19 protein-coding genes and 1 pseudogene are annotated in these 20,995 nt (G+C 73.2%); 15 read left to right on the top strand and 5 right to left on the bottom strand.

The window, feature by feature from the left end:
- Positions 1–119: 119 nt before the first annotated feature.
- A pseudogene (locus ACIQPR_RS24450) lies at positions 120–956 on the bottom strand (fructosamine kinase family protein); the annotation flags it as partial.
- A 160-nt stretch (positions 957–1,116) separates the two neighbouring features.
- Between ACIQPR_RS24450 and ACIQPR_RS24455 the strand changes: the two are divergent.
- Entirely contained in the window at positions 1,117–2,346 is a 1,230-nt protein-coding gene (locus ACIQPR_RS24455; RefSeq protein ID WP_403651761.1) for a PP2C family protein-serine/threonine phosphatase, read from the top strand.
- A gap of 21 nt (positions 2,347–2,367) precedes the next feature.
- Here ACIQPR_RS24455 and ACIQPR_RS24460 read toward each other — a convergent pair whose 3' ends face one another.
- The 3 genes from ACIQPR_RS24460 to ACIQPR_RS24470 are packed head-to-tail and all read right to left on the bottom strand — an operon-like array spanning position 2,368 to position 8,123.
- Positions 2,368–5,367: a hypothetical protein gene (locus ACIQPR_RS24460; protein WP_403651764.1), complete on the bottom strand. Its 3,000-nt coding sequence runs from the start codon at positions 5,365–5,367 to the stop codon at positions 2,368–2,370.
- Positions 5,368–5,370: 3 nt separating this feature from the next.
- Positions 5,371–6,678 carry a hypothetical protein gene (locus ACIQPR_RS24465; RefSeq protein WP_403651766.1) on the bottom strand — a complete coding sequence of 436 codons (1,308 nt, stop codon included), beginning with the start codon at positions 6,676–6,678 and terminating at the stop codon, positions 5,371–5,373.
- The gene (locus ACIQPR_RS24470) at positions 6,678–8,123 is read right to left on the bottom strand and encodes a hypothetical protein (protein WP_403651768.1); all 1,446 of its coding nucleotides are present in this window, start codon (positions 8,121–8,123) and stop codon (positions 6,678–6,680) included. The genes ACIQPR_RS24465 and ACIQPR_RS24470 overlap by 1 nt, the downstream gene beginning before the upstream one ends.
- A gap of 126 nt (positions 8,124–8,249) precedes the next feature.
- On the opposite strand from ACIQPR_RS24470, the gene ACIQPR_RS24475 reads away from it, so the two are divergent.
- From ACIQPR_RS24475 to mftR, 5 genes are all read left to right on the top strand, one after another.
- A complete protein-coding gene (locus ACIQPR_RS24475; protein ID WP_403651771.1) occupies positions 8,250–8,672 on the top strand; it encodes a hypothetical protein in 423 nt (140 codons plus the stop codon).
- Positions 8,669–8,947 (top strand): hypothetical protein, encoded by a 279-nt coding sequence (locus ACIQPR_RS24480; RefSeq protein WP_403651772.1) that lies wholly within the window; start codon positions 8,669–8,671, stop codon positions 8,945–8,947. The genes ACIQPR_RS24475 and ACIQPR_RS24480 overlap by 4 nt, the downstream gene beginning before the upstream one ends.
- Position 8,948: 1 nt before the next feature.
- On the top strand, positions 8,949–9,425 hold the full coding sequence (locus ACIQPR_RS24485) for a hypothetical protein (protein ID WP_403651775.1): 477 nt from the start codon (positions 8,949–8,951) through the stop codon (positions 9,423–9,425).
- A gap of 96 nt (positions 9,426–9,521) precedes the next feature.
- Entirely contained in the window at positions 9,522–10,970 is a 1,449-nt protein-coding gene (locus ACIQPR_RS24490; protein ID WP_403651778.1) for a hypothetical protein, read from the top strand.
- Between the two features lie 8 nt (positions 10,971–10,978).
- Positions 10,979–11,608, top strand: a complete 630-nt coding sequence (mftR, locus tag ACIQPR_RS24495) for a mycofactocin system transcriptional regulator (RefSeq protein WP_403651781.1) — start codon at positions 10,979–10,981, stop codon at positions 11,606–11,608.
- 6 nt (positions 11,609–11,614) lie between these two features.
- Here mftR and mftG read toward each other — a convergent pair whose 3' ends face one another.
- A complete protein-coding gene (gene mftG / locus ACIQPR_RS24500; protein ID WP_403651784.1) occupies positions 11,615–13,159 on the bottom strand; it encodes a mycofactocin system GMC family oxidoreductase MftG in 1,545 nt (514 codons plus the stop codon).
- 136 nt (positions 13,160–13,295) lie between these two features.
- Here mftG and mftA point away from each other — a divergent pair, with 136 nt between their 5' ends.
- From mftA to ACIQPR_RS24545, 9 genes are all read left to right on the top strand, one after another.
- Entirely contained in the window at positions 13,296–13,433 is a 138-nt protein-coding gene (mftA, locus tag ACIQPR_RS24505) for a mycofactocin precursor MftA (protein ID WP_403651786.1), read from the top strand.
- A gap of 11 nt (positions 13,434–13,444) precedes the next feature.
- Positions 13,445–13,720: a mycofactocin biosynthesis chaperone MftB gene (mftB, locus tag ACIQPR_RS24510; protein ID WP_403651789.1), complete on the top strand. Its 276-nt coding sequence runs from the start codon at positions 13,445–13,447 to the stop codon at positions 13,718–13,720.
- On the top strand, positions 13,717–14,925 hold the full coding sequence (gene mftC / locus ACIQPR_RS24515; RefSeq protein WP_403651792.1) for a mycofactocin radical SAM maturase: 1,209 nt from the start codon (positions 13,717–13,719) through the stop codon (positions 14,923–14,925). The genes mftB and mftC overlap by 4 nt, the downstream gene beginning before the upstream one ends.
- Positions 14,926–14,959: 34 nt before the next feature.
- On the top strand, positions 14,960–16,174 hold the full coding sequence (gene mftD / locus ACIQPR_RS24520; RefSeq protein WP_403651795.1) for a pre-mycofactocin synthase MftD: 1,215 nt from the start codon (positions 14,960–14,962) through the stop codon (positions 16,172–16,174).
- Complete coding sequence (gene mftE, locus ACIQPR_RS24525; protein WP_403651798.1) at positions 16,171–16,905, top strand: mycofactocin biosynthesis peptidyl-dipeptidase MftE; 735 nt, start codon at positions 16,171–16,173, stop codon at positions 16,903–16,905. The genes mftD and mftE overlap by 4 nt, the downstream gene beginning before the upstream one ends.
- Entirely contained in the window at positions 16,902–18,287 is a 1,386-nt protein-coding gene (gene mftF, locus ACIQPR_RS24530) for a mycofactocin biosynthesis glycosyltransferase MftF (protein ID WP_403651801.1), read from the top strand. The genes mftE and mftF overlap by 4 nt, the downstream gene beginning before the upstream one ends.
- Before the next feature lie 119 nt (positions 18,288–18,406).
- A complete protein-coding gene (locus ACIQPR_RS24535; protein WP_403651804.1) occupies positions 18,407–19,588 on the top strand; it encodes a hydroxylase in 1,182 nt (393 codons plus the stop codon).
- Positions 19,589–19,628: 40 nt separating this feature from the next.
- A complete protein-coding gene (locus ACIQPR_RS24540) occupies positions 19,629–20,147 on the top strand; it encodes a flavin reductase family protein (RefSeq protein ID WP_403651806.1) in 519 nt (172 codons plus the stop codon).
- 46 nt (positions 20,148–20,193) lie between these two features.
- Positions 20,194–20,937: a hypothetical protein gene (locus ACIQPR_RS24545; protein ID WP_403651809.1), complete on the top strand. Its 744-nt coding sequence runs from the start codon at positions 20,194–20,196 to the stop codon at positions 20,935–20,937.
- Positions 20,938–20,995 lie beyond the last annotated feature (58 nt).

The following is a 20,995-nucleotide window of genomic DNA, read 5'->3' on the forward strand; positions in this document are numbered from 1 at the left end:
CCGCGGGCGCGGGGGCGGGCTCCGCCCCCCGGGGGCCCCGGGGCCCCCCCCCCCCCGGCCCCCCGGGGGGGGGGGGCCCGGGGGGCCCCCCCCCCCCCCCCGGGGCCCCCCCCCCCCCCCGACAGTGCCCAGTCCGCGTAGCCGCGTCCGAACAGCACGACATGCACCAGCAGCGGAAACAGCTGGTGCAGTCCGACGCGGCCGGTCCAGCCCGGGGCGAGAGGGGCTGCCTCGTCGTAGGCGGCCAGTACCTCGGGCAGACCGGGGCAGCCGAAGAGGCGGAGCATGGCGAGGTCCGTCTCCCGGTGTCCGCCGTGCGCGGCCGGGTCGATCAGACGGACCTGGCCGTCCGCGCCCCACAACACGTTGCCGTTCCACAGATCGCCGTGCAGCCGGGCGGGCGGCTCGGCGGGACCGGCGAGTTCGGGCAGCCGTGCGCAGACGCGCTCCACCACCTCGGCCTCGGCGTGCTCCAGGGTGCCCGCGTCGACCGCCCGCCGCAGGTAGGGCAGCACCCGCTCGCCGGCGTACCAGTCGGGCCAGTCGGCGGCGGGAGCGTTGCGCATCGGGGCCGGCCCGATGTACGCCCGCGTCGGACCCCCGGGCGGCGGCGCGCCGAACGCCGGGGCGCCGGAGGCGTGCAGGGCGGCCAGCTCCCGGCCGAACCGCACTGCGGCTCGCGTACTCGGCGGCCCGGTGCGGACACGCTCGGTGATCAGCCACCGCTCGTCCAGCCCGCGCACGGCCGGCACACGGACCGCACCGGCGGCACCCAGCCACCGCAGCCCCGCCGCCTCCGCCCGCACCGCACCGACCGCCTCGGCCCGCTTCACCACCACCGAATGCCCATCGCCGAGGGCGACCTCGCTGACCGCCCCGGACAGGGGACGCACACCGCTCACCACGCACCCGGTCAGCCGGGCGGCGGCAGCGCCCGGAGTCTCGCTCTCGATCACGCGGACAGCGTATGACCGGCCGATCGGCCGACCGGCCCCTCGGGGCGAGCGGGCCACTGTCCGCGGAGTCACCGCGCGTGCACGGTACGTCTCCCCTGCCCCATCCACTCAACTCATATCGTGAGAAAATGGTGTGACAGCGGTGATGGGTGGCAGGGCCATGACGGACGCGGCGATCGACTACTCGGCGGTGTTCCAAGGGCTGCCCGGCATGGTGGCGCTGCTGACGCCCGACCTCGTGTACGCGGACGTCAACGAGGAATATCTGCGCATGTCGGGCCGCACTCGCGCACAGGTCGTCGGCCGCTTCCTCTTCGACGTCTTCCCCGACAACCCGAACGACCCCGCCGCCACCGGCATGCGCAACCTGGAGACCTCATTGCGCCGCGTGATCGCCACCGGCGAGCGCGACGCCATGGCCCTCCAGCGCTACGACGTCGAGTCCGCGGCCTGCCCCGGGGAGTGGGAGGAGCGCTACTGGAGCCCGGTCAACACCCCGCTCCTCGGACCGGACGGCAAGGTCGTGCTGCTGGTCCACCGCGTCGAGGAGGTCACCGAACTGATCCGGGCCCGAGGCCGCTCCGGCGGCGGTCGCGCCCGCGTGCTGGAGGCCGAGCTGTACACCCGCGCCCGCGAACTCCAGGAGGTCAACGAACGCCTGCGCGGCGCCCACGCCCGCGAACGCGAGGTCGCCCTCGCCCTCCAGGAAGCGATGCTGCCCACCCGCCGCCAGGGCGCGAGCCGTCAGATCGCCGTACGCTACCGGCCCGCGGTCGGCTCACTGAACGTGTGCGGGGACTGGTACGACGTCGTCGACCTGGTCGGCGGCAACCGCATCGGCGTGTCCGTGGGGGACGTCGTGGGCCACGGCCTGGCCGCCGCCGGCGTCATGGGCCAGCTGCGCAGCGCGCTCACCGCCACCTCCCGCGTCGCGGCCGGTCCCGCCCAGGCCCTCGACATCCTGGGCCGCTACGCCAACGTCGTCGACGGCGCCGAGTCCGCCACCGTGGTCACGACCTTCGTCGACTTCGACGACCACACCATCACCTACAGCAGCGCCGGACACCCGCCGCCCGTCCTGATCCGCCCCGACGGCGGCGTGGAGTTCCTGGACCTGGCCACCGACCCGCCCCTCGACGCCCGCCCCGACCCGACGCCCCGACCGCAGGCCGGCACCACGTTCGCACCCGGCACCACCCTGGCCCTCTACACCGACGGCCTGATCGAACGCCGTCACGAAGACATCGACCGGGGCCTGCTCCGCCTCGCCGACTCCCTCGTCCGCCACCGCCACACCGACCCCGAAACCCTCGCGGACGCCGTACTCCTCGAACTCCTCCCGCACGGCGGCGCCACCGACGACACGGCCCTGATCATCGTCCGCCTCTGACCACGGACAGAACCCGCCCGGTCATACGACGATGCAGGTCAGCGCCGCCCACAACAGCGGCGAGTGCTCGACGCGGCCCTCGGCGCGCCAGCGGTCGAGCTGCTCCCGCTGCCAGCGGCCGAGCCGGCACACCGGGTCCGCGTCCTCGTGCGCCGCGTCGACCGCGACGATCGCCTCCGTCAACGGGCGCACGGAATCCGGCAGTTGGGCCAGCCGATGGAAGGCGAAGCTGGTCGGCAGCACCCAGCGGGTGGCGGTGACCAGCTCGGCGCCGTTGTGAAGCATCGCCGTCGCGGGCCCGAACGACTCGGCGAAGCGCAGATCACCGCCGCTCTCACAGCCGATCAGGGCGACCCGGGCCGGCGCCGGCCAGATCCGCGCGCCCGGCTCGCCGTCCGCACGCAGCGGGAGCGTCCCCAGCAGCAGGTCCTTGGCCGACAGCGGCCGATGCGTGCGCAGGGGCGCGGCCAGGCCCGTGGTCCCCGCCGCGCAGGCCAGGTGCAGCGTGCCGTCCTCGCTCTGCCCGCCCTCGACCGGCGCACCGCTGACATGCCCCACGTACAGGAGCCTGCGCGCGCCCGCGCGGAGCGCGCCGCCCAGCCAGTCCCGGTCCAGGTCGGTACGGCGGAAGGCCTCCGCCGGGGTGGCGACGGACGGTACGACGGCACCCGCGTCGAGATGGCGGCCGACCAGCGACAGCAGTTCCGGGTCGGACCCGGGCGGCCCCAGCACCGAACCGAGCGGGGAGTCGGCGCGGAAGCCGGGCACGCGGGGGTCGAGGACGAGGACGACGGGGCCCGTGTCCGCGCTTCGGGTCGCGGCGGCCGACTCCTCTGGTTCCTTTGGTTCCTTTGGGACCTTGCGTGGTCGCAAGGACGCCGGTGCGGTGGTCACCACGTCCGCCAGCTCGATGAGCCGCACATCCTCGTCGTCGACGGCGAGCAGTTCCCAGGGGACCTGGGCGACCCGGGGCGACGGCTGGATCCGTACCAGCGGGCGGCCCGCGCGCTCCGCCACCTGACGGATCTGCGCCGTCAGTCCCTCCGGCCACAGCGCCTCGGCCAGTGTCCGCGCGAGCCGGCGCTCGCCGTCGTGGTCGGCCAGCGCGCCCGAGGTCAACGCCCGCCGCATCCCCTCCGCGCCGTCGCCCGCGCCCGGCAGCGCGTCGGCGAGTGCGCGGACCGCGCGGTCGACCTCGTCGCGGGGGCCGTGGCCGGTGCCGAAGCCCCGGGCCCCACCGGCCCAGGTCCAGGTCATGAACAGATCACCGGCATCGGCCAGCCGGACCTGGACCACCGGGCGGCTCGTCATGTCGTCGGTGACCCAGAACGGCACCTCCTCCTGATCCACGATCCGCCGCCCGTACCGGAACTCGGCCGCCTCGATGTACTCCTGGAGCGCCACGCGCCCCGGGCCCGACCGCGCCGACATCCGCACCTTCGGCGGCGGCGCGACCCGCAGCCCGGCGGAGGCGGCGGCCTCGGCGGCCACCCCGCCGAGCGTCGTCGTGCCGTCCGCGTGCCCGTACGTCTTCATCGCCGCGTTGGGGAAGACACCAGCGCGGTCCGCGACCGGGGCGGTGCCCGCCGGGACGGTGTCCGCGCTCGGAGTCAGCGCCAACGACGCGCCCGCGCAACGGTGTTCGGCCAGCTCGAAGAGCAGCCCCTGATCCTGCCGGCGCAGCACCAGACGGAACACCAGCTCCACGGCGTCCTCGGCGAGCCGCAGCCACTCGCTCCGCGCGTGGGCCGTGGCGAAGCCGTAGCGTGCCGCCTCCAGGGCCAGCGCGGCGGGCAGCGCGAGGGAGAGCGCGTTGTCGACGGACTCCCGCTCCCGCTCGCCGTGGTCCGCCCGGTTCAGGTTGTCCTCAAGCGTGCGCGCGAGCATGAGGTCGACCTGCGCGCACCGCTCGTACACCCCCCGCTCCTGGTACACGTCCCGGGCGCCCTGGGCCAGCCGCTTCATCTCCTTGATGTCGCCCTGGGCGTAGGCGTGCTGGGCGCCCAGCAGCATGCTGTCGGCGGCGGCGATCGAGGCACCGAGCCGCTCGAACCGCTCCAGGCTCGCCGCCAACAGGCTCTCCGCGCCGCTGTCGTCGCCGCGCCGACCGGCGAGGAACGCGCGTGCCTGCTCACAGACCGCGAGATCGCCCGACCACCCCTGCTCCTCGAAGAACGCCGACGCCTGCGCGAACAACCGCTCCGCGAGGTCGAGTTCACCCCGGTGCAGCGCCGCGTACGCGCGGTGCGCCAGCAGCACCCGCTGCTCACCGGTGTCGCCCAGCGACGTGAAGTGCTCCTCGGCGCGCGCGAAATGGTCCTCGGCCGCGTCGAAGCGCCCGGTCGACGAGCAGATCAGACCGAGGGCCACCAGCAGCCGCGGGACGGTCTCCCGCGCTGTCGGCGGTGTGGTCGACAGCAGTGCCGACGCCTGTTCCTCGGCGGCTCCCCACGCGCCCCGGTCCATCAGCAAGTGCACGCGGTTCAGGCCGAGTTCGGCGGTGCGCAGGCCCTCGGGGTCGTCGAACTCCGGCAGTCTGCGCGCCGCCTCGTCCAGACAGGCCAGCGCCTCGTCCAAGTGCCCGGTCCTGCGCAGCAGATCGGCCCGGGCGATCAGCGTCCGCAGCACCAGCTCCAGCCACAACTGACGGCCGCGCGGCCCCATCGGCGCCGCCGCGATGCCGTCGAGCAGGGCGTGGGAGCGGTCGAGGGCGTCCCGCGCCGCCACGAAGTCCGTGGCGGCGAGCTGGACGCTCGCGATGTTCGCCAGCAGGTGCGCGCGCAGGAACCGTACGTCGGGGGAGTCCTCAAGGGACTCGGCCAGTGCGAGCGACTCCGCGTAGACGGCGACCGCGTCGGCGATCTCGGCGTTGAGCTGATGCTCCTCGGCCCGGGCCAGAGCGCTGTCGAACGGTTCGCCGTAGAGCGGTGTCACCGCCTCGGCGCGGTCCGCCGTGCCGCCGTCCGTCGTGCTGTCGTCCGTCGTGCCGTCGTCCGTCGTGCCGTCGTTCTGGTCCCGCATCCGTCAGTAGTCCTCATCGGTGTCGGCGGCGATCTCGGCGAGGAAGGGGGCGCGGGAATCGGAGTCCGGTGCCGTGTCGTACGGGTCCGGCCGGGCCGCCGCCGCGAGGCGCCGCCGGACCAGCGCACGGATCGCCTCGCGTTCGGTACCGGTGTCGGGGCCCGGGCCGGGGTCGAAGCCGGGCAGCAGCACACCGAGTTCGACGCGCGGCCGGGTCTCACCGGGCGGCAGGTCCAGGTCCGTGCGGCCGGTCCAGACGTCGTCGCGTCTGGCGAGGGCGACCCGTTTGCGCGGACCGTCGTTCACCCGGACCTCCGCCGCGAGGGGTGCGCCGGTCGCGGGTGCCGTGCCGTGGGCGACGACATCGACCTCGAACTGGCGTCGCGCGCCGAGGGCCCGGGCGGTCCAGGACACCGCGGTCTCGGAGGCGTCGACGAGGCCGGGCGGATAGCGGCGCCAGTCGTTGGTCCCCGCGCCCCGGGCGATCAACCGGCCGCCGGTCACGAGCGGTTCGCCCGCCGCGAGGGCGTAGCCGCCGGACCGGGCGAACAGCGCGCCGGGCTCGGACGGAGCGGTGGCCGGACCGGGCCGGTCCAGGAGCGCGCGCAGCCGGCGCAGCTCGGGGCCGTCCAGCCCGGCGCAGTCCGCCGCGCCGTCGATCAGCCGCAGCACGCTCTCCAAGCGGCGGGCCGTGCCCGTCGAGGACTCCGCCGAGGCCCGCCACCACTGGATCAGCGGGTCGAGGGCGGTCAGGTGATCCTCGATCAGCTCGGCCGCACGGCTGTCGGGCTGATCGTCGAAGTCACCGAGATCATCGAATTCGCTCAAGGCGCCGAAGTCAGCGACGCCCTCGCCGCTCCCGTCGAACAACTGCTGGCACTGATGCGTCAGCGCAGCCAACTCCAGCCCGAGCAGGTCGGGTTGGAGCGCCGGTATGCCGTCCAGGTAGGAGGCGGGCCACCAGCGGGCCGCCCAGTGCCCGAGCCCGAGCCGGGCGGCGTCGGCGGCGAGCGCGGTCGGGACGACCGGCACACATGCCTCGGTCGGCTCGGCCGGCCGGCCCGTGGCGCAAGCCTGCACGGCGGCGGCGACACGCTCGCCGTGGACCGCCCACAGCCACTGCTGCGCCCGCGCCACGTCGTGGATCTCGGCGCTCGGCGGCACCGGCTCCCCGAGGACGGGCCAGGACAGCACCGCTCCGGCGACGTCGAGCACCGCCAGCGTGAAGTCGCGGCCGGTGCCCGGGGCCGCGACCCGCACGACGCCGTCGTCGTCCCGCGCGACGCGGACCTCCACGGGCTGCGGCGCCATCACGCGCTCCTCGGCTCGGACGCCGTGACCGCCCCGGCCGTCGCGGGTACGACGGACGGCGCCGCTGTGGGTGCCGCAGGAGCCGACAGCGCGCGCAGGGCCGACCGGACCCTGGCCCGGTGGTCCATCATCACCGAGCGGGCGACCCCGTCGAGCACCGCCCAGGCCGCCGCGGCGTCCGCCAGCGGCGCGTCGCGGACGTCCCGTCCGTGCAGCCGCACCCACAGCCGCCGCATGTAGGCGGCCCAGGGCGTGCGCAGGTCCTGGGCGAGGGCGTCCAGCACACCGCCGTCCGGATCGGGGCGGGGCGAGACGGTCATCCGGCGGGCGCGCAGCACCGATGCCTCGCGTCGCCAACGACTGTTGACCGCGCGGTGCGCCGAGGTCCGCCCCGACGCCGGTTCCCCCGTGCCCAGCGGGTCGAGGCCCACCGCGAGCCGCCCGCCGAGCACGACGGCGACGCGCAGGCTCTCGTCGTACAGGCCGAGCGGGGCGCAGCTACGGCCGACCTCGCGCCGGACGAGTTCCGGGACCGGCGGAAGTTCCTCGCGCCGGGCCGAGGACTGGAGCACGACGAAGAGCCGCTCGAAGAGGGTGCGGTCCAGCGGTGCGGGGAGCGTGGCCGTCGAGGCACCCCGACCGACCAGCGGACGTGACGGGGACCGCCGTTCCGTCAGACCGAGATGGACCGGCAGACCGGCCCGTCCCCAGAGCCCGCCCGTGCCCATGTCGGCTTCGGCGTCCGCGCCCGGGTCCGCCCACAGCGCGCGGCCGGTCAGCTCGCCGTCGCCCGTCTCGACCATGACCCCGTACTCCGGCGTGTCCCGTGGCCCGTCCGGTCCGCCGCAGGCTTCGAGCACCTCGGCCGCCCGCGCCGCCACCGCGGCGGTACCGTCGCTCGCGGCCCGCCCGCGACTCTCCCATGCGAGGGCCAACTCCCGCTCGACCCGAGCGTGTTGGGCGTCATCGGTCAGACAGCGCCTCAGGGCGTCCACCGTACGGCCGCCGTCCGCGTCCGCCACGTCCTGCACCACGGCCCTGGCCAGCGCGCCCGCGCCCGTACCCGGCGCCCCGTGCTCGGCGGCCAGTTCGAAGCACCGCTGGAAATACAGGTCCTGCGGATTTCCCGCCACCACGCCCAACGCCCGGCGGGTCCGCTTGAGCAGGGTGAACCACTGCGCCGTCGCGAGCAGCCGGGCGCCCGACTCCCGTATCCGCGCGTCGAGTTGGGCGGACTGCTCCGGCGCGAGGAAGTCGGCGGCGAGTTCGGGGTGCAGGCCGGGCCGTAGGACCAAGGGCAGCAGGATCAGCTTCACGGTCCGGGTCAAGGGGGCGCCACCGGGACCGCTGAGCGGTTCCAGGCCCGGTCCGAGGGCGCGCCAGGAGCCGTCGATGACCATGGCGCGCGGACGGCGCTCATCGGTCGGCTGGCTCGGAAGCGGCATGTCAGGAGGGTACGTCGTCCGGGATCGGGCGGTCGAACCTGGGATCGGTAGGCGAACGGGGCCCCGTAGCGTCCGCCGGGACAGCGGGAACCACGCAGTACCGACCGATCAGAAGGAGGAGCCGTCATGGGACTCTTCGGACGACGCAAGAGCCGCGCGGAGCGGGCCGCGGAGATCGCGGCGCAGGTGACCGAGGGCAAGGGCTTCTACGGCCGTGCCACCCGCGCCTTTCTCGGCAAGGAGGACTACGCCCGGGTCCAGGACTCGATGGGGGCGTACAACTCGGGCCTCGGAGCACAGCAGTTGCTCGCCGCGGGCGCGCCGACCACGTCCGCCGTCGTGCTCTCGATCGACGACACCGGCCAGCTCGTCAACCACGACCCGGTCGTCGACCTGGTGCTCCAGCCGTCCGGCGGCACCGAGCGGATCACCCTGCGGGCCATCGTCTCCAAGGTGCGGATCCCGCGCACCGGCGACGAGGTGCTGCTGGTCGCCGACCCTGCCCGGCCGGGCGCCTACCTCTACGCCGGACACGGAGCGACCCCGTGACACCGGCCCTGCCCTACGACGCCCCGGTGAGCGAGACCGCCCTGCTCTCCTTCGACGGACGGGTGCTGGAGGTGTTCGGCTACGCCGACGCGGCCCGGTACCACATCTGGGAGGAGCCCCGGATCGAGTTCCGCACCGGCCGGATCGGCCGGCTGACGATCATCACCAGGTCCGGCAGGAAGCACAGCGTCCTCTACGGCGAGCCCTTCCTCCCCGGGCTGCGCGTCCTGGCGGACCTGCTGGAACGGAGCCGGCCCCGGTCCCCGGAGCGCTGACATGGCGGACGACGGGGAAGGCGCCGCCGCTCCGGCGCGGATGTCCGGGGTCGACCGGGTCGGTCCGGGGGACGCCGTGATCCTGTACTCCAGCGCCGCGGCGCTGTGTCTGTGCGGCCCGGTCGTGCTGGCCTGCGCGGTCCTCGGCGGTGCTGAACTCCTGCTCCTGGGCGGTGTGTTCACGGTGGTCTTCCTGCCCGTGGGCCTCGGGCTGTGGCTGCACACGAACGTCGAGCGGGAGCACAACCGGCGGCTCGACGCCGTAGGGGTCCCGGCGACCGCGGAGATCCTCGACCTGACCGACCTGGAGGGGAACGGCGAGGAGTCCGGCGTCCTGGTCGAACTGCGGATCAGCGGGCCGGGGCTGCGGACATTCGAGACGACGTGGAAACGCTCGCACCACCCCTTCCTGCGCGTGGGCCTGCGGTGCGGGGCGGTGGTCGACCCGGCCGGCAGACGGTTCCGGGTCGAGTGGTGAGCGGTCGCGGCGAACCGGGCCCGCGGGGAGACGGAAAGACAGAGACGCAGAGACACAGAGAGACAGAGACACGGAGAGAGGAAGCGGGGAACGTCCATGCGTAGCCGTACCGGTGTGTTCATCGGCAATCTGTTGTTCGCCGCGCTCTGCTGTTGCACGGGCCCGCTGTTCCTCGCCGTCGGGTACTCCGCCTGGGCCGACGACCCGGGCTGGGGCTGGCCGGCGGCCGTGGCGGCGGCCGGGGCGGCCATCACGCTCACGATCCCCGTCGCCGCGATCAAGTCGACGCGGGCGGAGTTTCCCGGGATCACGCGAAGGGACCGCCTCAAGGGCGGCGGCTTCCCGTACCCGGACGACACCTTCGTGCTGTTGGCGCCCCGGTCCGGGCAGGGTTCGCCGCGGGCGCGGCTGACGCGGGCGGACGTACTGGAGGCGGCACTGCTCCGGTACAACCCGGACGGCGAATCGACCTTCACCACCCACGTGGGCAACTACACCCCCGACGAGTTCACCCCGCTGGTACGGCTGAGCCTGCGGGTGCGCGCCACCGAAGAAACCGAAGAAACCGAAGAAACCGAAGAAGCCGAAGAACCCGACGAGACCGACACGTCGGCGGAGTTCGAGGTCACCGGCGAGTGGCGGGTCCCGTCCGTGTGCCTGTCGGCGATCACGGCGGGCCGGCTGGTCGTCCTCGTCGAGCCGGCCGCTCCGGGAGAGCCGCCCGTCGTCGTCCCCGACTGGCCGCGCAGCGCCCTCCTGGCGGGCACGCGGACCAGCCGGCTGATCGACCTCGAAGGCCGCCCGGCGGAGGTGACCCGGCGCGTGGACCGCCAGCTCCGGCAGATGCGGATCTCACGGGAGGCCGGAGGCGTCGTCATGACCGGCGACACGATCGACCTGCGACGGCTCGACCCGTACACGGCGGCACGCTACGCCGCCCTGGCCGACCGGTACCGGGCCCACCCCGAGGAGCAGGCCCCCGTCAGCGAGCCGGGCGAGGAGAGGCGTCGACTGGCGGACCAAATGCCGGGTGAGGAGGGCGAGTTCGGCTGGGTCGGCCGCCGTTGGTCGCGGCGCGGCGGGGTGCTGGTGCGCGCCCGCTTCCTGGAGATGCGCGGCACGACCACCTTCCAGGACCACGGCCCGGTCCTCGACACGGTCCTGCGGGTCCGGCCGGCCGACGGCACATCGTCGTTCGACGCCGCCCGGCGGCTGACGGTGCCGATGAACTATCTGACGGCCCTGCACCGGACCAAGGAGGTGGTCCTCCTCGCCGCCCCGAACGGCCGCTCCCACGTGGTCGACTGGGCCCGCACCAACCTTCTCGCGGGCGTCACCGAGGCCAGGGTCATCACCCCGGACGGCCGGGAACTCCCCGTGGCGGGACGCCCCGAACTCGTCTGGGCCCTGATGAACCTGCTGGCGTCCCGGGGCCTGTCGGTCACGTCACCCGTCCTGGACCTTCGCAAGCGCCGCCTGCGCGCGGTGGCGGGCGAGGTGACGCGGGTGCTGGGGGAGCACACCGACGCCCGCACATGTGCATGATGTGCGCTGTGGATGGTGCGAACGGCGACAACGGACAGCGACCGACCCGAACGGGCCGGCCGCCCGCGACCTCGCGGGCCGTCCTCGAACGGGTGGGCTTCGAACTGTTCGCGCGGCGCGGCTTCGACCGGACGACCGTCGAGGACATCGCCGCCGCCGCGGGCATCGGCCGCCGCACCTTCTTCCGCTACTTCGCCTCCAAGAACGACCTGGTGTGGGGCGACTTCGCGGCCGAACTCGTCAAGCTGGACGCCCTGTTGGCGGCCACCGATCCGGCCGCCCCGATGATGGACGCGCTGCGCGGCGCGGTCGTCGAGTTCAACCGCTTCGACCCGGCGGTGGTGCCCTGGCACCGGCAGCGCATGGCGCTCATCCTGCGGGTGCCGACGCTTCAGGCCGACTCGACCGTGCGGTACGCGTCGTGGCGGACCCTGGTCACGGAGTTCGCCGCCCGGCGCACGGGCCGGGCCCCCTCCGACCTGCTGCCCCGGGTGATCGGCCACACCGTCCTGGCCGCGTGCATCGCTGCCTACGAACACTGGCTGACCGACGAACAGGCAAGCCTCGCCGACCTGTTGGACCAGGGACTACGGCAACTCGCGGCAGGCTTCGAGGGTCCGGCACCGGCCTCCGCCTGATCCCGGTCACGGCAGCCCGCGCCGCATGGCATCGGCGATCAGCTCGCCGATCAGGACGGCGGTGGCCGCGGGGCCGCGCGAGGGCGGGGTCGGCAGGATCGACGTGTCCGCGACGCGCAGCCCCGTCACACCGTGCACCCGCCCGTAGTGGTCCACGCCGGCCCCGGGGTCGTCGGCCGGGCCCATGGGAACCGTGCCGCAGGTGTGCTGCGCGGTGCCGAGCCGGGCCTCGATCCACCCGTCGAGCAGCCGGTTGTCCGCCAGCACTTCCGGCCCCGGCTCCATGAGCCCGCGCGACACCTTGGCGAACGCCTCGGTGGCGACCAACGCGGCGGTGGCGCGGGTCACTTCACGCAGCCGCCGCCGGTCCTCGCCGGTCGCCAGATAGCCGTAGTCGATCCGCGGGGGAGCAGCCGCGTCGGCGGAGAGTGTGCGCAGCCGCCCGCCGAGCCGGGGCGACTGGACGGAGGCCAGGAACGCGAGCGGTGCGCCGGGGACGGTCACGGTGCCGGCGGTCAGACCGGCCATCGGGACGAGTGACTGGAGGATCTCCAGGTCGCCGTCGTGCTCGCCGTCCGACGCGGACAGATGGAGACACCCGCCGAGCCAGGAGCCGGCGGGGGCAGGCAGCTCCCGCCGGGGCAGCCACTCCAGGACCAGCTGCGGATGGTCGCCGAACCGGGCTCCCACGGCGGGGGAGTCGACGGCCACCGGAATGCCGAGGCGCGCCAGCTCCGCGCCCGGCCCGATCCCCGACAGTCGCAGCAGCTGCGCGGAGCCGAACGCCCCCGCGCACAGCACGACTTCGCCGCACTCCACCGTCGTACGACACCCGTCGCGCTCGACGACGACACCGGTCGCCCGGCCCCGCTCGACGACCACCCGGGTCACCGAACTGCCGCCGCTCACCGTCAGGTTGGGGCGGTCGAGCGCGCCCAGCAGATAGCCGATACCGGTGTTGACCCGTATCCCGTCCACGGAGTTGGACGGCACCGGACCGAACCCGGGCGCGCCCTCGGCGTTCTTGTCGGGCTCCTCCGGATAGCCCAACTCCCGCGCGCCGGACCGGAACGCCCGGGCGGCGGGGTGCCGCAGGTCGCCGCGCCGGATCCGCACCGGACCCTCGCCGCCGTGCGTCTCGTCGGCGCCGTGGTCGAGGTCGGTCTCCAGGGAGCGCAGCAGCGGAAGGACCCGCTCGTAGGACCAGGCCGCACCTCCCGCCGCCGCCCACCGGTCGAAGTCCGCGCGCCGAGCCCGGACGAAGTAGCCGCCGTTGACGGTGGTCGATCCGCCGAGGAAGCGTCCCCGGACGACTGTGTAGGGCCGCCGGGGGGTGAGGTGGACGGCGTACGGCTGGACGGCGGGATGCCCGGACCGCGCGCCCGGCACGAGGCGTGCGTCCAGCAACTCGGCGCCGAAGTCCCGCTGTCGGCGCGGTACGGGTCCCGCTTCCAGCAGCAGCACATCGCGGTCGGGGTCCTCGCTCAGCCGGGCGGCCAGCGGGGCCCCGCTGCCGCCCGCGCCCACGACGACGACGTCCGGGCGGCTCAACCTGACCCCGGCACCGATATAGACCGACTGGTCGAAAGAATCATGGTGGCGTCCTCTTCACTTTCGGCACCCGGTGCCATTACTGTCGACCGCGCAGCCGTCCCGTATGCCCAGCCGGATGCCCAGGGAGAGTCGCATGAACGAGCTCCACTCCGTACAGACCGTCCCGGCCAACGAGAACCGGGCCGAAGAACCCGTCGCGGAAGCGCAGTTGATCGAGACCGACGACCTCATCGAGGAGATCTCCATCGACGGCATGTGCGGCGTCTACTAGGCCGCCGCCGTATGCCCGCGCCGACCCTCGACCGCGCCCTCGGTCTGCACCCCCAGGTCTCCGTGCGCCCCGAACCCTTCGGCGCACTGCTCTACCACTTCGGGACCCGCAAGCTGACCTTCCTCAAGGACCGCAGACTCCTGGCCGTCGTCCAGTCCCTCGCGGACGCCCCCACGGCCCGCGCCGCCTGCCTCGCGGCCGGGATACCGGAGGGCGAACTGCCGCGCTACGACAAGGCGTTGGCAGCCCTCGCCGAGTCCTCGATGCTCGTCGGAAGGACCCCATGACCGCCACCGCCGCCGGAACCCGGCTGGTCGACCTCTTCGAATCCGGCCTCGACGCGCCGATCTGCCTCACCTGGGAACTGACCTACGCCTGCAACCTGGCCTGCACGCACTGCCTCTCCAGCTCCGGCCGCCGCGACCCGCGCGAGCTGTCCACCGCCGAAGCCAAGGCGGTCATCGACGAGTTGGAGGCCATGCAGGTCTTCTACGTCAACATCGGCGGCGGCGAGCCCACCGTCCGCGCCGACTTCTGGGAACTCCTCGACTACGCCACCGCCCACCACGTCGGCGTCAAGTTCTCCACCAACGGCGTCCGCATCACCCCCGAGGCCGCCGAGCGGCTGGCCGCCAACGACTACGTCGACGTGCAGATCTCCCTCGACGGCGCCACCGCCGACGTCAACGACGCGCTACGCGGCCCCGGTTCGTACGCCACCGCGCTCAAGGCCATGGAGCACCTCGCCGCCGCCGGAATGCGCGACTTCAAGCTCTCCGTGGTCTGCACCCGCCACAACATCCCCCAATTGGACGCGTTCAAGGCCCTCGCCGACCACTACGGCGCCCAGCTCCGCCTGACCCGGCTGCGCCCCTCGGGCCGCGGGGCCGACGTCTGGGACGAACTCCACCCGACCGCCGACCAGCAACGCGCCCTGTACGACTGGCTGCTGGCGCACGGCGACAAGGTGCTCACCGGCGACTCCTTCTTCCACCTCTCCGCCTACGGCGAGCCGCTGCCCGGCCTCAACCTGTGCGGCGCCGGACGCGTGGTCTGCCTGATCGACCCGGTCGGCGACGTCTACGCCTGCCCGTTCGCCATCCACGACGCGTTCCTCGCGGGCAACGTCCGCACACCCGGCGGCTTCACCGAAGTGTGGCGCGGCTCGGAGCTCTTCACCCGGCTGCGCACCCCGCAGCACGGCGGAGCGTGCGCGTCCTGCGCCTTCTACGACAGCTGCAAGGGCGGCTGCATGGCCGCCAAGTTCTTCACCGGCCTGCCGCTGGACGGCCCCGACCCCGAATGCGTGCAGGGCTACGGCGAACAGGAACTCGCCAAGCGCCCCGCCGACCGGACGAACCTCCCCAAGCCCTCCGCCGACCACTCCCGCCGGACACCCGTGGACCTGGTCCTCACCCGGCGCCGGGACCTGGAACGCCCCCCGGTCGGCGACTGCGCCGAGGACCCCCTGGCCGGCCTGCGCCTCACCTAGGACCCGAGCGGGACTCAAGAGAAGAGAACACCTCATGGGCAGGAACCCCTGGTTCGAGACGGTCGCCGAAGCCCAGCGCCGGGCGAGGAAACGACTGCCGAGCACGGTCTACGGCGCACTCGTCGCCGGCTCGGAACGCGGCCGTACGATCGACGACAACACCGCGGCCTTCGCCGAACTGGGCTTCGCGCCAAGGGTGGTGGGCCATCACGCGGAGCGGGACCTGTCCACCACCGTGCTGGACGTGCCCATCTCCTTCCCGGTGTTGATCTCGCCGACCGGGGTGCAGGCGGTGGATCCCGAGGGCGAGGTCGCCGTGGCCCGCGCGGCGGCGAGCCGGGGTGTCGTCATGGGCCTGAGTTCCTTTGCCAGCAAGCCTGTCGAAGAAGTCGCCGCGGCGCAGCCGGACCTCTTCTACCAGCTGTACTGGAGCGGCACGCGCGCGACGATGGCGCAGCGCATGGACCGGGCGAGGGCGGCCGGTGCCAAGGCGCTCATCGTGACCCTCGACTGGTCCTTCTCCCACGGGCGGGACTGGGGCAGCCCCGCCATCCCGGACAAGCTCGACCTGAGGACCATGCTGAGGTTCGCACCCGATGTGCTGCCCCACCCCGGCTGGCTGCTCCGGTTCGCCAAGTCCCGCCGCCTGCCCGACCTTTCGGTCCCCAACCTGCGGCCCCCGGGCGGCGAGGCACCCACCTTCTTCGGCGCCTACGGAGAGTGGATGCAGACCACACCCCCGACCTGGGAGGACGTGGCCTGGCTGCGCACCGAGTGGGGCGGGCCCTTCCTGCTCAAGGGAGTCACCCGCGTGGACGACGCCAAACGGGCCGTCGACGCCGGGGTGTCCGCGCTCTCCGTCTCCAACCACGGCGGCAACAACCTCGACACCACCCCCGCCACCATCCGCGTGCTCCCGGCCGTCGCCGAAGCGGTCGGCCACCAGATCGAAGTCCTGCTGGACGGCGGTGTCCGCAGGGGCGGCGACGTCGCCAAGGCGCTCGCCCTGGGCGCCCGCGCCGTGCTGATCGGCCGCGCCTACCTGTGGGGCCTGGCGGCAGCCGGGCAGGCCGGGGTCGAGAACGTCCTGGACATCCTCCGCGGCGGACTCGACTCGGCGGTCCTGGGCCTGGGCCACTCCTCCGTCCACGAGCTGTCGCCCGACGACCTGGTGATACCGCCGGGCTTCCGCCTCGACCTGGGCGCCCGCTCCGGCCACGACACCCCGGCCCCGGCCGCCCGGGCATGACCGACGACACGGCGACCGAACTGGCCCGCGCCGCCTGGCCGGACGTGCCGTCCGACGCGCTCGTCCTGCTGCCGATCGGCTCCACCGAACAGCACGGCCCGCACCTGCCGCTCGACACCGACAGCGTCATCGCGCAGGCCGTCGCCCGGCGAACCGCCACTCACCTGCCCGACGCTCTGGTCGCACCGACCCTGCCCTACGGCGCCAGCGGCGAACACGCCGGCTTTCCGGGCACCGTCTCGATCGGCCACGAAGCACTGCGCGCCGTCCTCGTGGAGTCGGTGCGCTCACTGTCCCTGTGGGCCGCGCGCATCGTCCTCGTCAACGGCCACGGCGGCAACACCGCCACCCTCGGCGCCACCGTCCGCCTGCTCCGCGCCGAAGGCCACGACGTCGCCTGGACCGACTGCTCCGCACCCGGGGGCGACGCGCACGCCGGCCGTACGGAGACCTCGGTGATGCTCCATCTCGCCCCGGAACACGTGCGGTTGTCGGCCGCCGTCACCGGTGACACCCGGCCGCTGTCCGCCCTCCTCCCCGAGCTGATGGCCCACGGCGTCCGCGCCGTCTCACCGTCCGGCGTCCTCGGCGACCCGACCGGCGCCACGGCGACGGAGGGCCGTACGACCGTGGACGCCATGGTGGCGACGGCGGTACGCCGGATCTCGGCCTGGGGCGTGGACGACCGGGGCCGCCTCATAGAACCCGCCCACCGGGCCGTACGGCCATGACGCTCCCCGTCGGCTTCCTGGTCGAACTCGACCGGCACACCCGGGCGGTGGACGGCGGCCGGGCCCTCGTCGGCGGCTTCCCGACCCGCCTGATCCGGCTCACCCCGCGGGCCCGACGGCTGTTCACCGGGCGGACGTTGAGGGTGCGGGACGCGGCGGGCGCGCTGCTCGCGGACCGGCTGCTCGACCTCGGCATGGCCAACCCGGTGCCCGGCGCACTGCCCCTGCCCGCGGACCCCCGCTGCACGGTGGTCGTCCCGGTCCGCGACCGGCCGCGCCAACTCGCCAGGCTGCTCGGCAGCATCGGCGAGGGACGGCCCGTGATCGTGGTCGACGACGCGTCACGGCACCCGAGTGCCGTGGCCGCCGTGGCCGCCCAACACGGCGCCGAACTCCTACCGTTGACCACGAACGTCGGCCCGGCCGCCGCCCGCAACGCCGGACTGCGGCTCGTCACCACCCCCTTCGTGGTGTTCGCCGACTCCGACATCGTGCTGGACCCCGACACCGTGCCCACCCTGCTCCGGCACTTCGCCGACCCCGCCGTCGCCATGGCCGTACCCCGCATCACCGGACTGCCCTCGCCCGCCCCCACCTGGATCGAACGCTACGAGAACGCCCGCTCCTCCCTCGACCTGGGCGCCCACCCGGCCGCGGTACGCCCCGGCAGCCCCGTCTCCTGGGCCTCCACGGCCTGCGTCGTGGCGCGCACCGACGCCCTCGCGGACGGGTTCGACGAGGACATGCGGGTCGGCGAGGACGTCGACCTGTGCTGGCGACTGGTCGAGGGGGGCCGCCGGGTCCGCTACGAGCCGGCCGCCGAGGCCGCCCACGAGCACCGCACCCGATCGGCCGACTGGCTGCTGCGCAAGGCCGTCTACGGCACCGGCGCCCACCCCCTCGCCGAACGCCACCCGCGCTTCATCGCCCCCGCCGTGTTCGCCCCGTGGAGCGCGGCACTCGTCACCGCCCTGCTCGCCCAGCGCCGCTGGTCGGCACCCGTCGCCGGGGCCGTCCTGGCCGGCGTGACCTGCCGGATCGGCCGCAGACTCGGCGACACGCGGGACCGGCACCGGATCGCCGCGCGGCTCACGGCCAACGGGGCGCTGGCCGCGCTGGCCCAGACCTCGGCCCTCCTCAACCGGCACTGGTGGCCCCTCACCGTCGTCGGCTGTGTGGCCTCCCGCCGGGTGCGGCGCGCGGCGGCGGTGGCCGCGCTGGCCGACATCGCCCTGGAGTACCGGCGCGACCGGGCCGAGCTGGACCCGGTCCGCTACGGCGTCGCCCGCCGCCTCGACGACCTCGCCTACGGAGCCGGTGTGTGGCTGTCCGCCCTCAAGGGACGTTCCACCACCGCCCTCCGGCCTCGGGTGACCCGCTGATCCACTGTCCCGGTCAGCGGAAACCGGCCAGCGGGCCCAGGCAGCGGAAATGACACTGGGATCATCCCGCCGCGTGTGCGCGGCACTTGCGAGGAACCAGCCAGCAGGAGGTGTGCGGCGTGACGCACGAAGTGGTCGACCGTGTCGAGGATCTCGGGCCCGAACTGGCAGCACTCGCCGAACAGAACGAGAAACTCGGCAAGTTGAGCGACCGTACCGTCGAACTCCTGCGCTCCGCGGGGGTGATCCGGCTGTTGCAGCCCAAGGAGTTCGGCGGCTACAGCGCCCACCCCCGCGACTTCGCCGAAGCGGTGATGGCGGTCGCGCGGTACGACGGAGCGGCGGGCTGGGTGTCCGGTGTCGTCGGCGTACACCCTTGGGAACTGGCCCAGTTGGACCCCCGGCTCGCGCACGAGGTGTGGGACGAGGACCCGGACACCTGGATCGCCTCGCCGTACATGCCCAACGGCATCGCGGAACCCGTGGACGGCGGATACGTGCTCAGCGGTCGCTGGCCCTTCTCCTCCGGGAGCGACCACTGCAAGTGGGACTTCCTCGGCGCGCTCGTCGGCGACGGCAAGGGGAAGCCGGCCGGCCCGATCTCCGTGCTCCACGTCGTGCTGCCGCGCTCGGACTACGAGATCATCGACGGTACCTGGGACGTCGTCGGACTGGCCGGTACCGGCAGCAAGGACGTCGTCGTCGACAAGGCGTTCATCCCGACCTACCGCACCATCCGGCAAGAAGTGGTCCAGGAGGGCAAGGCCGCCGAGGCGGTCGGACTCACCGACACCCTCTACAAGCTGCCCTTCAGCTCCATGTTCCCCCTCGGGATCACCGCCGCGGTCGTCGGCATCTGCGAGGGCGCCCTCGCCCTCCACCTCGACCAGCAGCGGGACCGGGTCGCCGTGACCGGCGTCCAGGTCCGCGACGACCCCTACGTGCTGTACGCCGCCGGGGAGGCCGCCGCCGAGATCGCCGCCTCCCGCGTCCAACTGATCGACGGCATCAGCCGGTTGTACGACCAGGTCGAGGCCGGAAAGCCCATCACCGTCGAGGACCGGTCCAACGTCCGCCGCAACCAGGTGCGTTGCGCCTGGCGGGCCGTCGCCGCGCTGGACGAGATCTTCGTGCGCTCCGGCGGCAACGCCATCCGCCGCGGCAACCCGCTCCAGCGGTTCTGGCGGGACGCGCACGTGGGGCTCCAGCACATGATCCACATCCCGGGAGCGGCGTACCACGCGAACGCCCTCGCGCAGATGGGACTTGAGCTGCCCGAGCCGATGCGCGTCCTGATCTGACGGACGGGACGTCATGAGCGTGCGAGAGCAAGGAGGGGCCGTGTCGGACGCGGTCGAGGGGCGCACCTTCCGTGAGGTGCTGGGGCACTTCCCCACCAGCGTGGTCGCGATCACCACGACGGACGCCGACGGGCAACCTCAGGGAATGATCGTCGGAACCTTCATGTCCGTGTCCCTGGAACCGCCCCTGGTGTCCTTCCTGGTGGACAGTTCCTCCAACACCCTGCGGACGATCCGCACCGCCGGGCGGTTCTGCGCCAACGCGCTCGCGGGCAACCAGGAACGCCTGTCCCGGCGGATGGCCGGCGGCCCGAACCGCTTCGAGGGAACCGAGTGGGAGGAATCCCCGCTCGGCAATCCCGTACTGGGCGGAATCGTCGCATGGGTCGACTGCACCGTCGAGAAGATCGTCGAACTCGGCGACCACCACCTGGTCGTCGGACGGGTCCGCACACTCCGAGTCGAGTCGATGAAGACCCCGTTGCTCTTCTTCCGAGGCGGATACGGCGACTACCTGTCCAGCGCGGGACTGCTGCTGGACAGGCTCGTCGGCTGGTGAGAGAGCGAAGAACAAGAAGAGCCGCGAGATCAAAGGAGATCCACAGATGCGCCAGGACCTGCATTTCAGATTGGAACGCATCTCCGCGTGGTGCGGATTCGTACTGCTGCTGGGATTCGCCGTGGCATTCACCGTCGGCCATCTCATCACGCCGATGGACCCGACGAAGGACGCGCAAGGCGTCGTCCAATTCCTCACCGACCACCAGACGGGCATCCTCGCCTGCGCCGCGATCATGGTCCTCGTCGTACCGTTCGAGTACCCGTTCGTCGTCCTGACCAGCATGCAGATGCGCCGTATCGAAGGCGGCTGGGGCCTGCTGTCCATGGTCCAGCTCACCACCGGTGTCGTCGCACCGATCGGCTTCTTCTTCCCGATCGCGATACTCGCCGCCGCCGCGTACCGACCGGAAAGCCACTCGGCCGACGTGCTCTACGCGATGTCGGACATCTACTGGCTCATGCTGGTCGGCAACGCCTGCATATTCGTGCTCCAGGTCTGGTCGATCGGTTACGCGGCCCTCGTCGACGACCGCGAAAAGCCGGTGTTCCCGCGCTGGTTCGGCTATCTCAACCTGGTGCTCGGAGTGCTGCTCATCCCGGGCGCGTTCGTCTTCCTCACCAAGACCGGACCGTTCGCCTGGAACGGTCTCCTCGCGAACATGCTGCCCACGCTGGTGTACTTCATCTGGAAGATCGCCACACCGATCGTGCTGCTGCGCGCGGTGAAGTCCGAGGAGGAGGAAGCGACGGCGAAGGCCGCCGAACCCTCCGCACTCGCGAGCACCTAGCCGGAACCTCCCGGCCACGGGGGGAAGTAGGAGTTTCTAGGGTGACCCCGGCTTCGGG

This window comes from Streptomyces sp. NPDC091280 (genome assembly GCF_044768565.1).
In the GTDB taxonomy this organism is placed as follows: Bacteria; Actinomycetota; Actinomycetes; order Streptomycetales; family Streptomycetaceae; genus Streptomyces.

Excerpts from the sequence above, each read along its gene's own strand:
- ACIQPR_RS24545 (WP_403651809.1), top strand. The coding sequence starts at position 20,194 with ATGCGCCAGGACCTGCATTTCAGATTGGAACGCATCTCCGCGTGGTGC.
- ACIQPR_RS24490 (WP_403651778.1), top strand. The coding sequence starts at position 9,522 with ATGCGTAGCCGTACCGGTGTGTTCATCGGCAATCTGTTGTTCGCCGCG.
- mftC (WP_403651792.1), top strand. The coding sequence starts at position 13,717 with ATGACCGCCACCGCCGCCGGAACCCGGCTGGTCGACCTCTTCGAATCC.
- ACIQPR_RS24465 (WP_403651766.1), bottom strand. The coding sequence starts at position 6,678 with ATGGCGCCGCAGCCCGTGGAGGTCCGCGTCGCGCGGGACGACGACGGC.
- mftE (WP_403651798.1), top strand. The coding sequence starts at position 16,171 with ATGACCGACGACACGGCGACCGAACTGGCCCGCGCCGCCTGGCCGGAC.
- ACIQPR_RS24475 (WP_403651771.1), top strand. The coding sequence starts at position 8,250 with ATGGGACTCTTCGGACGACGCAAGAGCCGCGCGGAGCGGGCCGCGGAG.
- ACIQPR_RS24460 (WP_403651764.1), bottom strand. The coding sequence starts at position 5,367 with ATGCGGGACCAGAACGACGGCACGACGGACGACGGCACGACGGACGAC.
- mftA (WP_403651786.1), top strand. The coding sequence starts at position 13,296 with ATGAACGAGCTCCACTCCGTACAGACCGTCCCGGCCAACGAGAACCGG.
- mftB (WP_403651789.1), top strand. The coding sequence starts at position 13,445 with ATGCCCGCGCCGACCCTCGACCGCGCCCTCGGTCTGCACCCCCAGGTC.
- mftD (WP_403651795.1), top strand. The coding sequence starts at position 14,960 with ATGGGCAGGAACCCCTGGTTCGAGACGGTCGCCGAAGCCCAGCGCCGG.
- ACIQPR_RS24470 (WP_403651768.1), bottom strand. The coding sequence starts at position 8,123 with ATGCCGCTTCCGAGCCAGCCGACCGATGAGCGCCGTCCGCGCGCCATG.
- ACIQPR_RS24455 (WP_403651761.1), top strand. The coding sequence starts at position 1,117 with ATGACGGACGCGGCGATCGACTACTCGGCGGTGTTCCAAGGGCTGCCC.
- mftF (WP_403651801.1), top strand. The coding sequence starts at position 16,902 with ATGACGCTCCCCGTCGGCTTCCTGGTCGAACTCGACCGGCACACCCGG.
- ACIQPR_RS24485 (WP_403651775.1), top strand. The coding sequence starts at position 8,949 with ATGGCGGACGACGGGGAAGGCGCCGCCGCTCCGGCGCGGATGTCCGGG.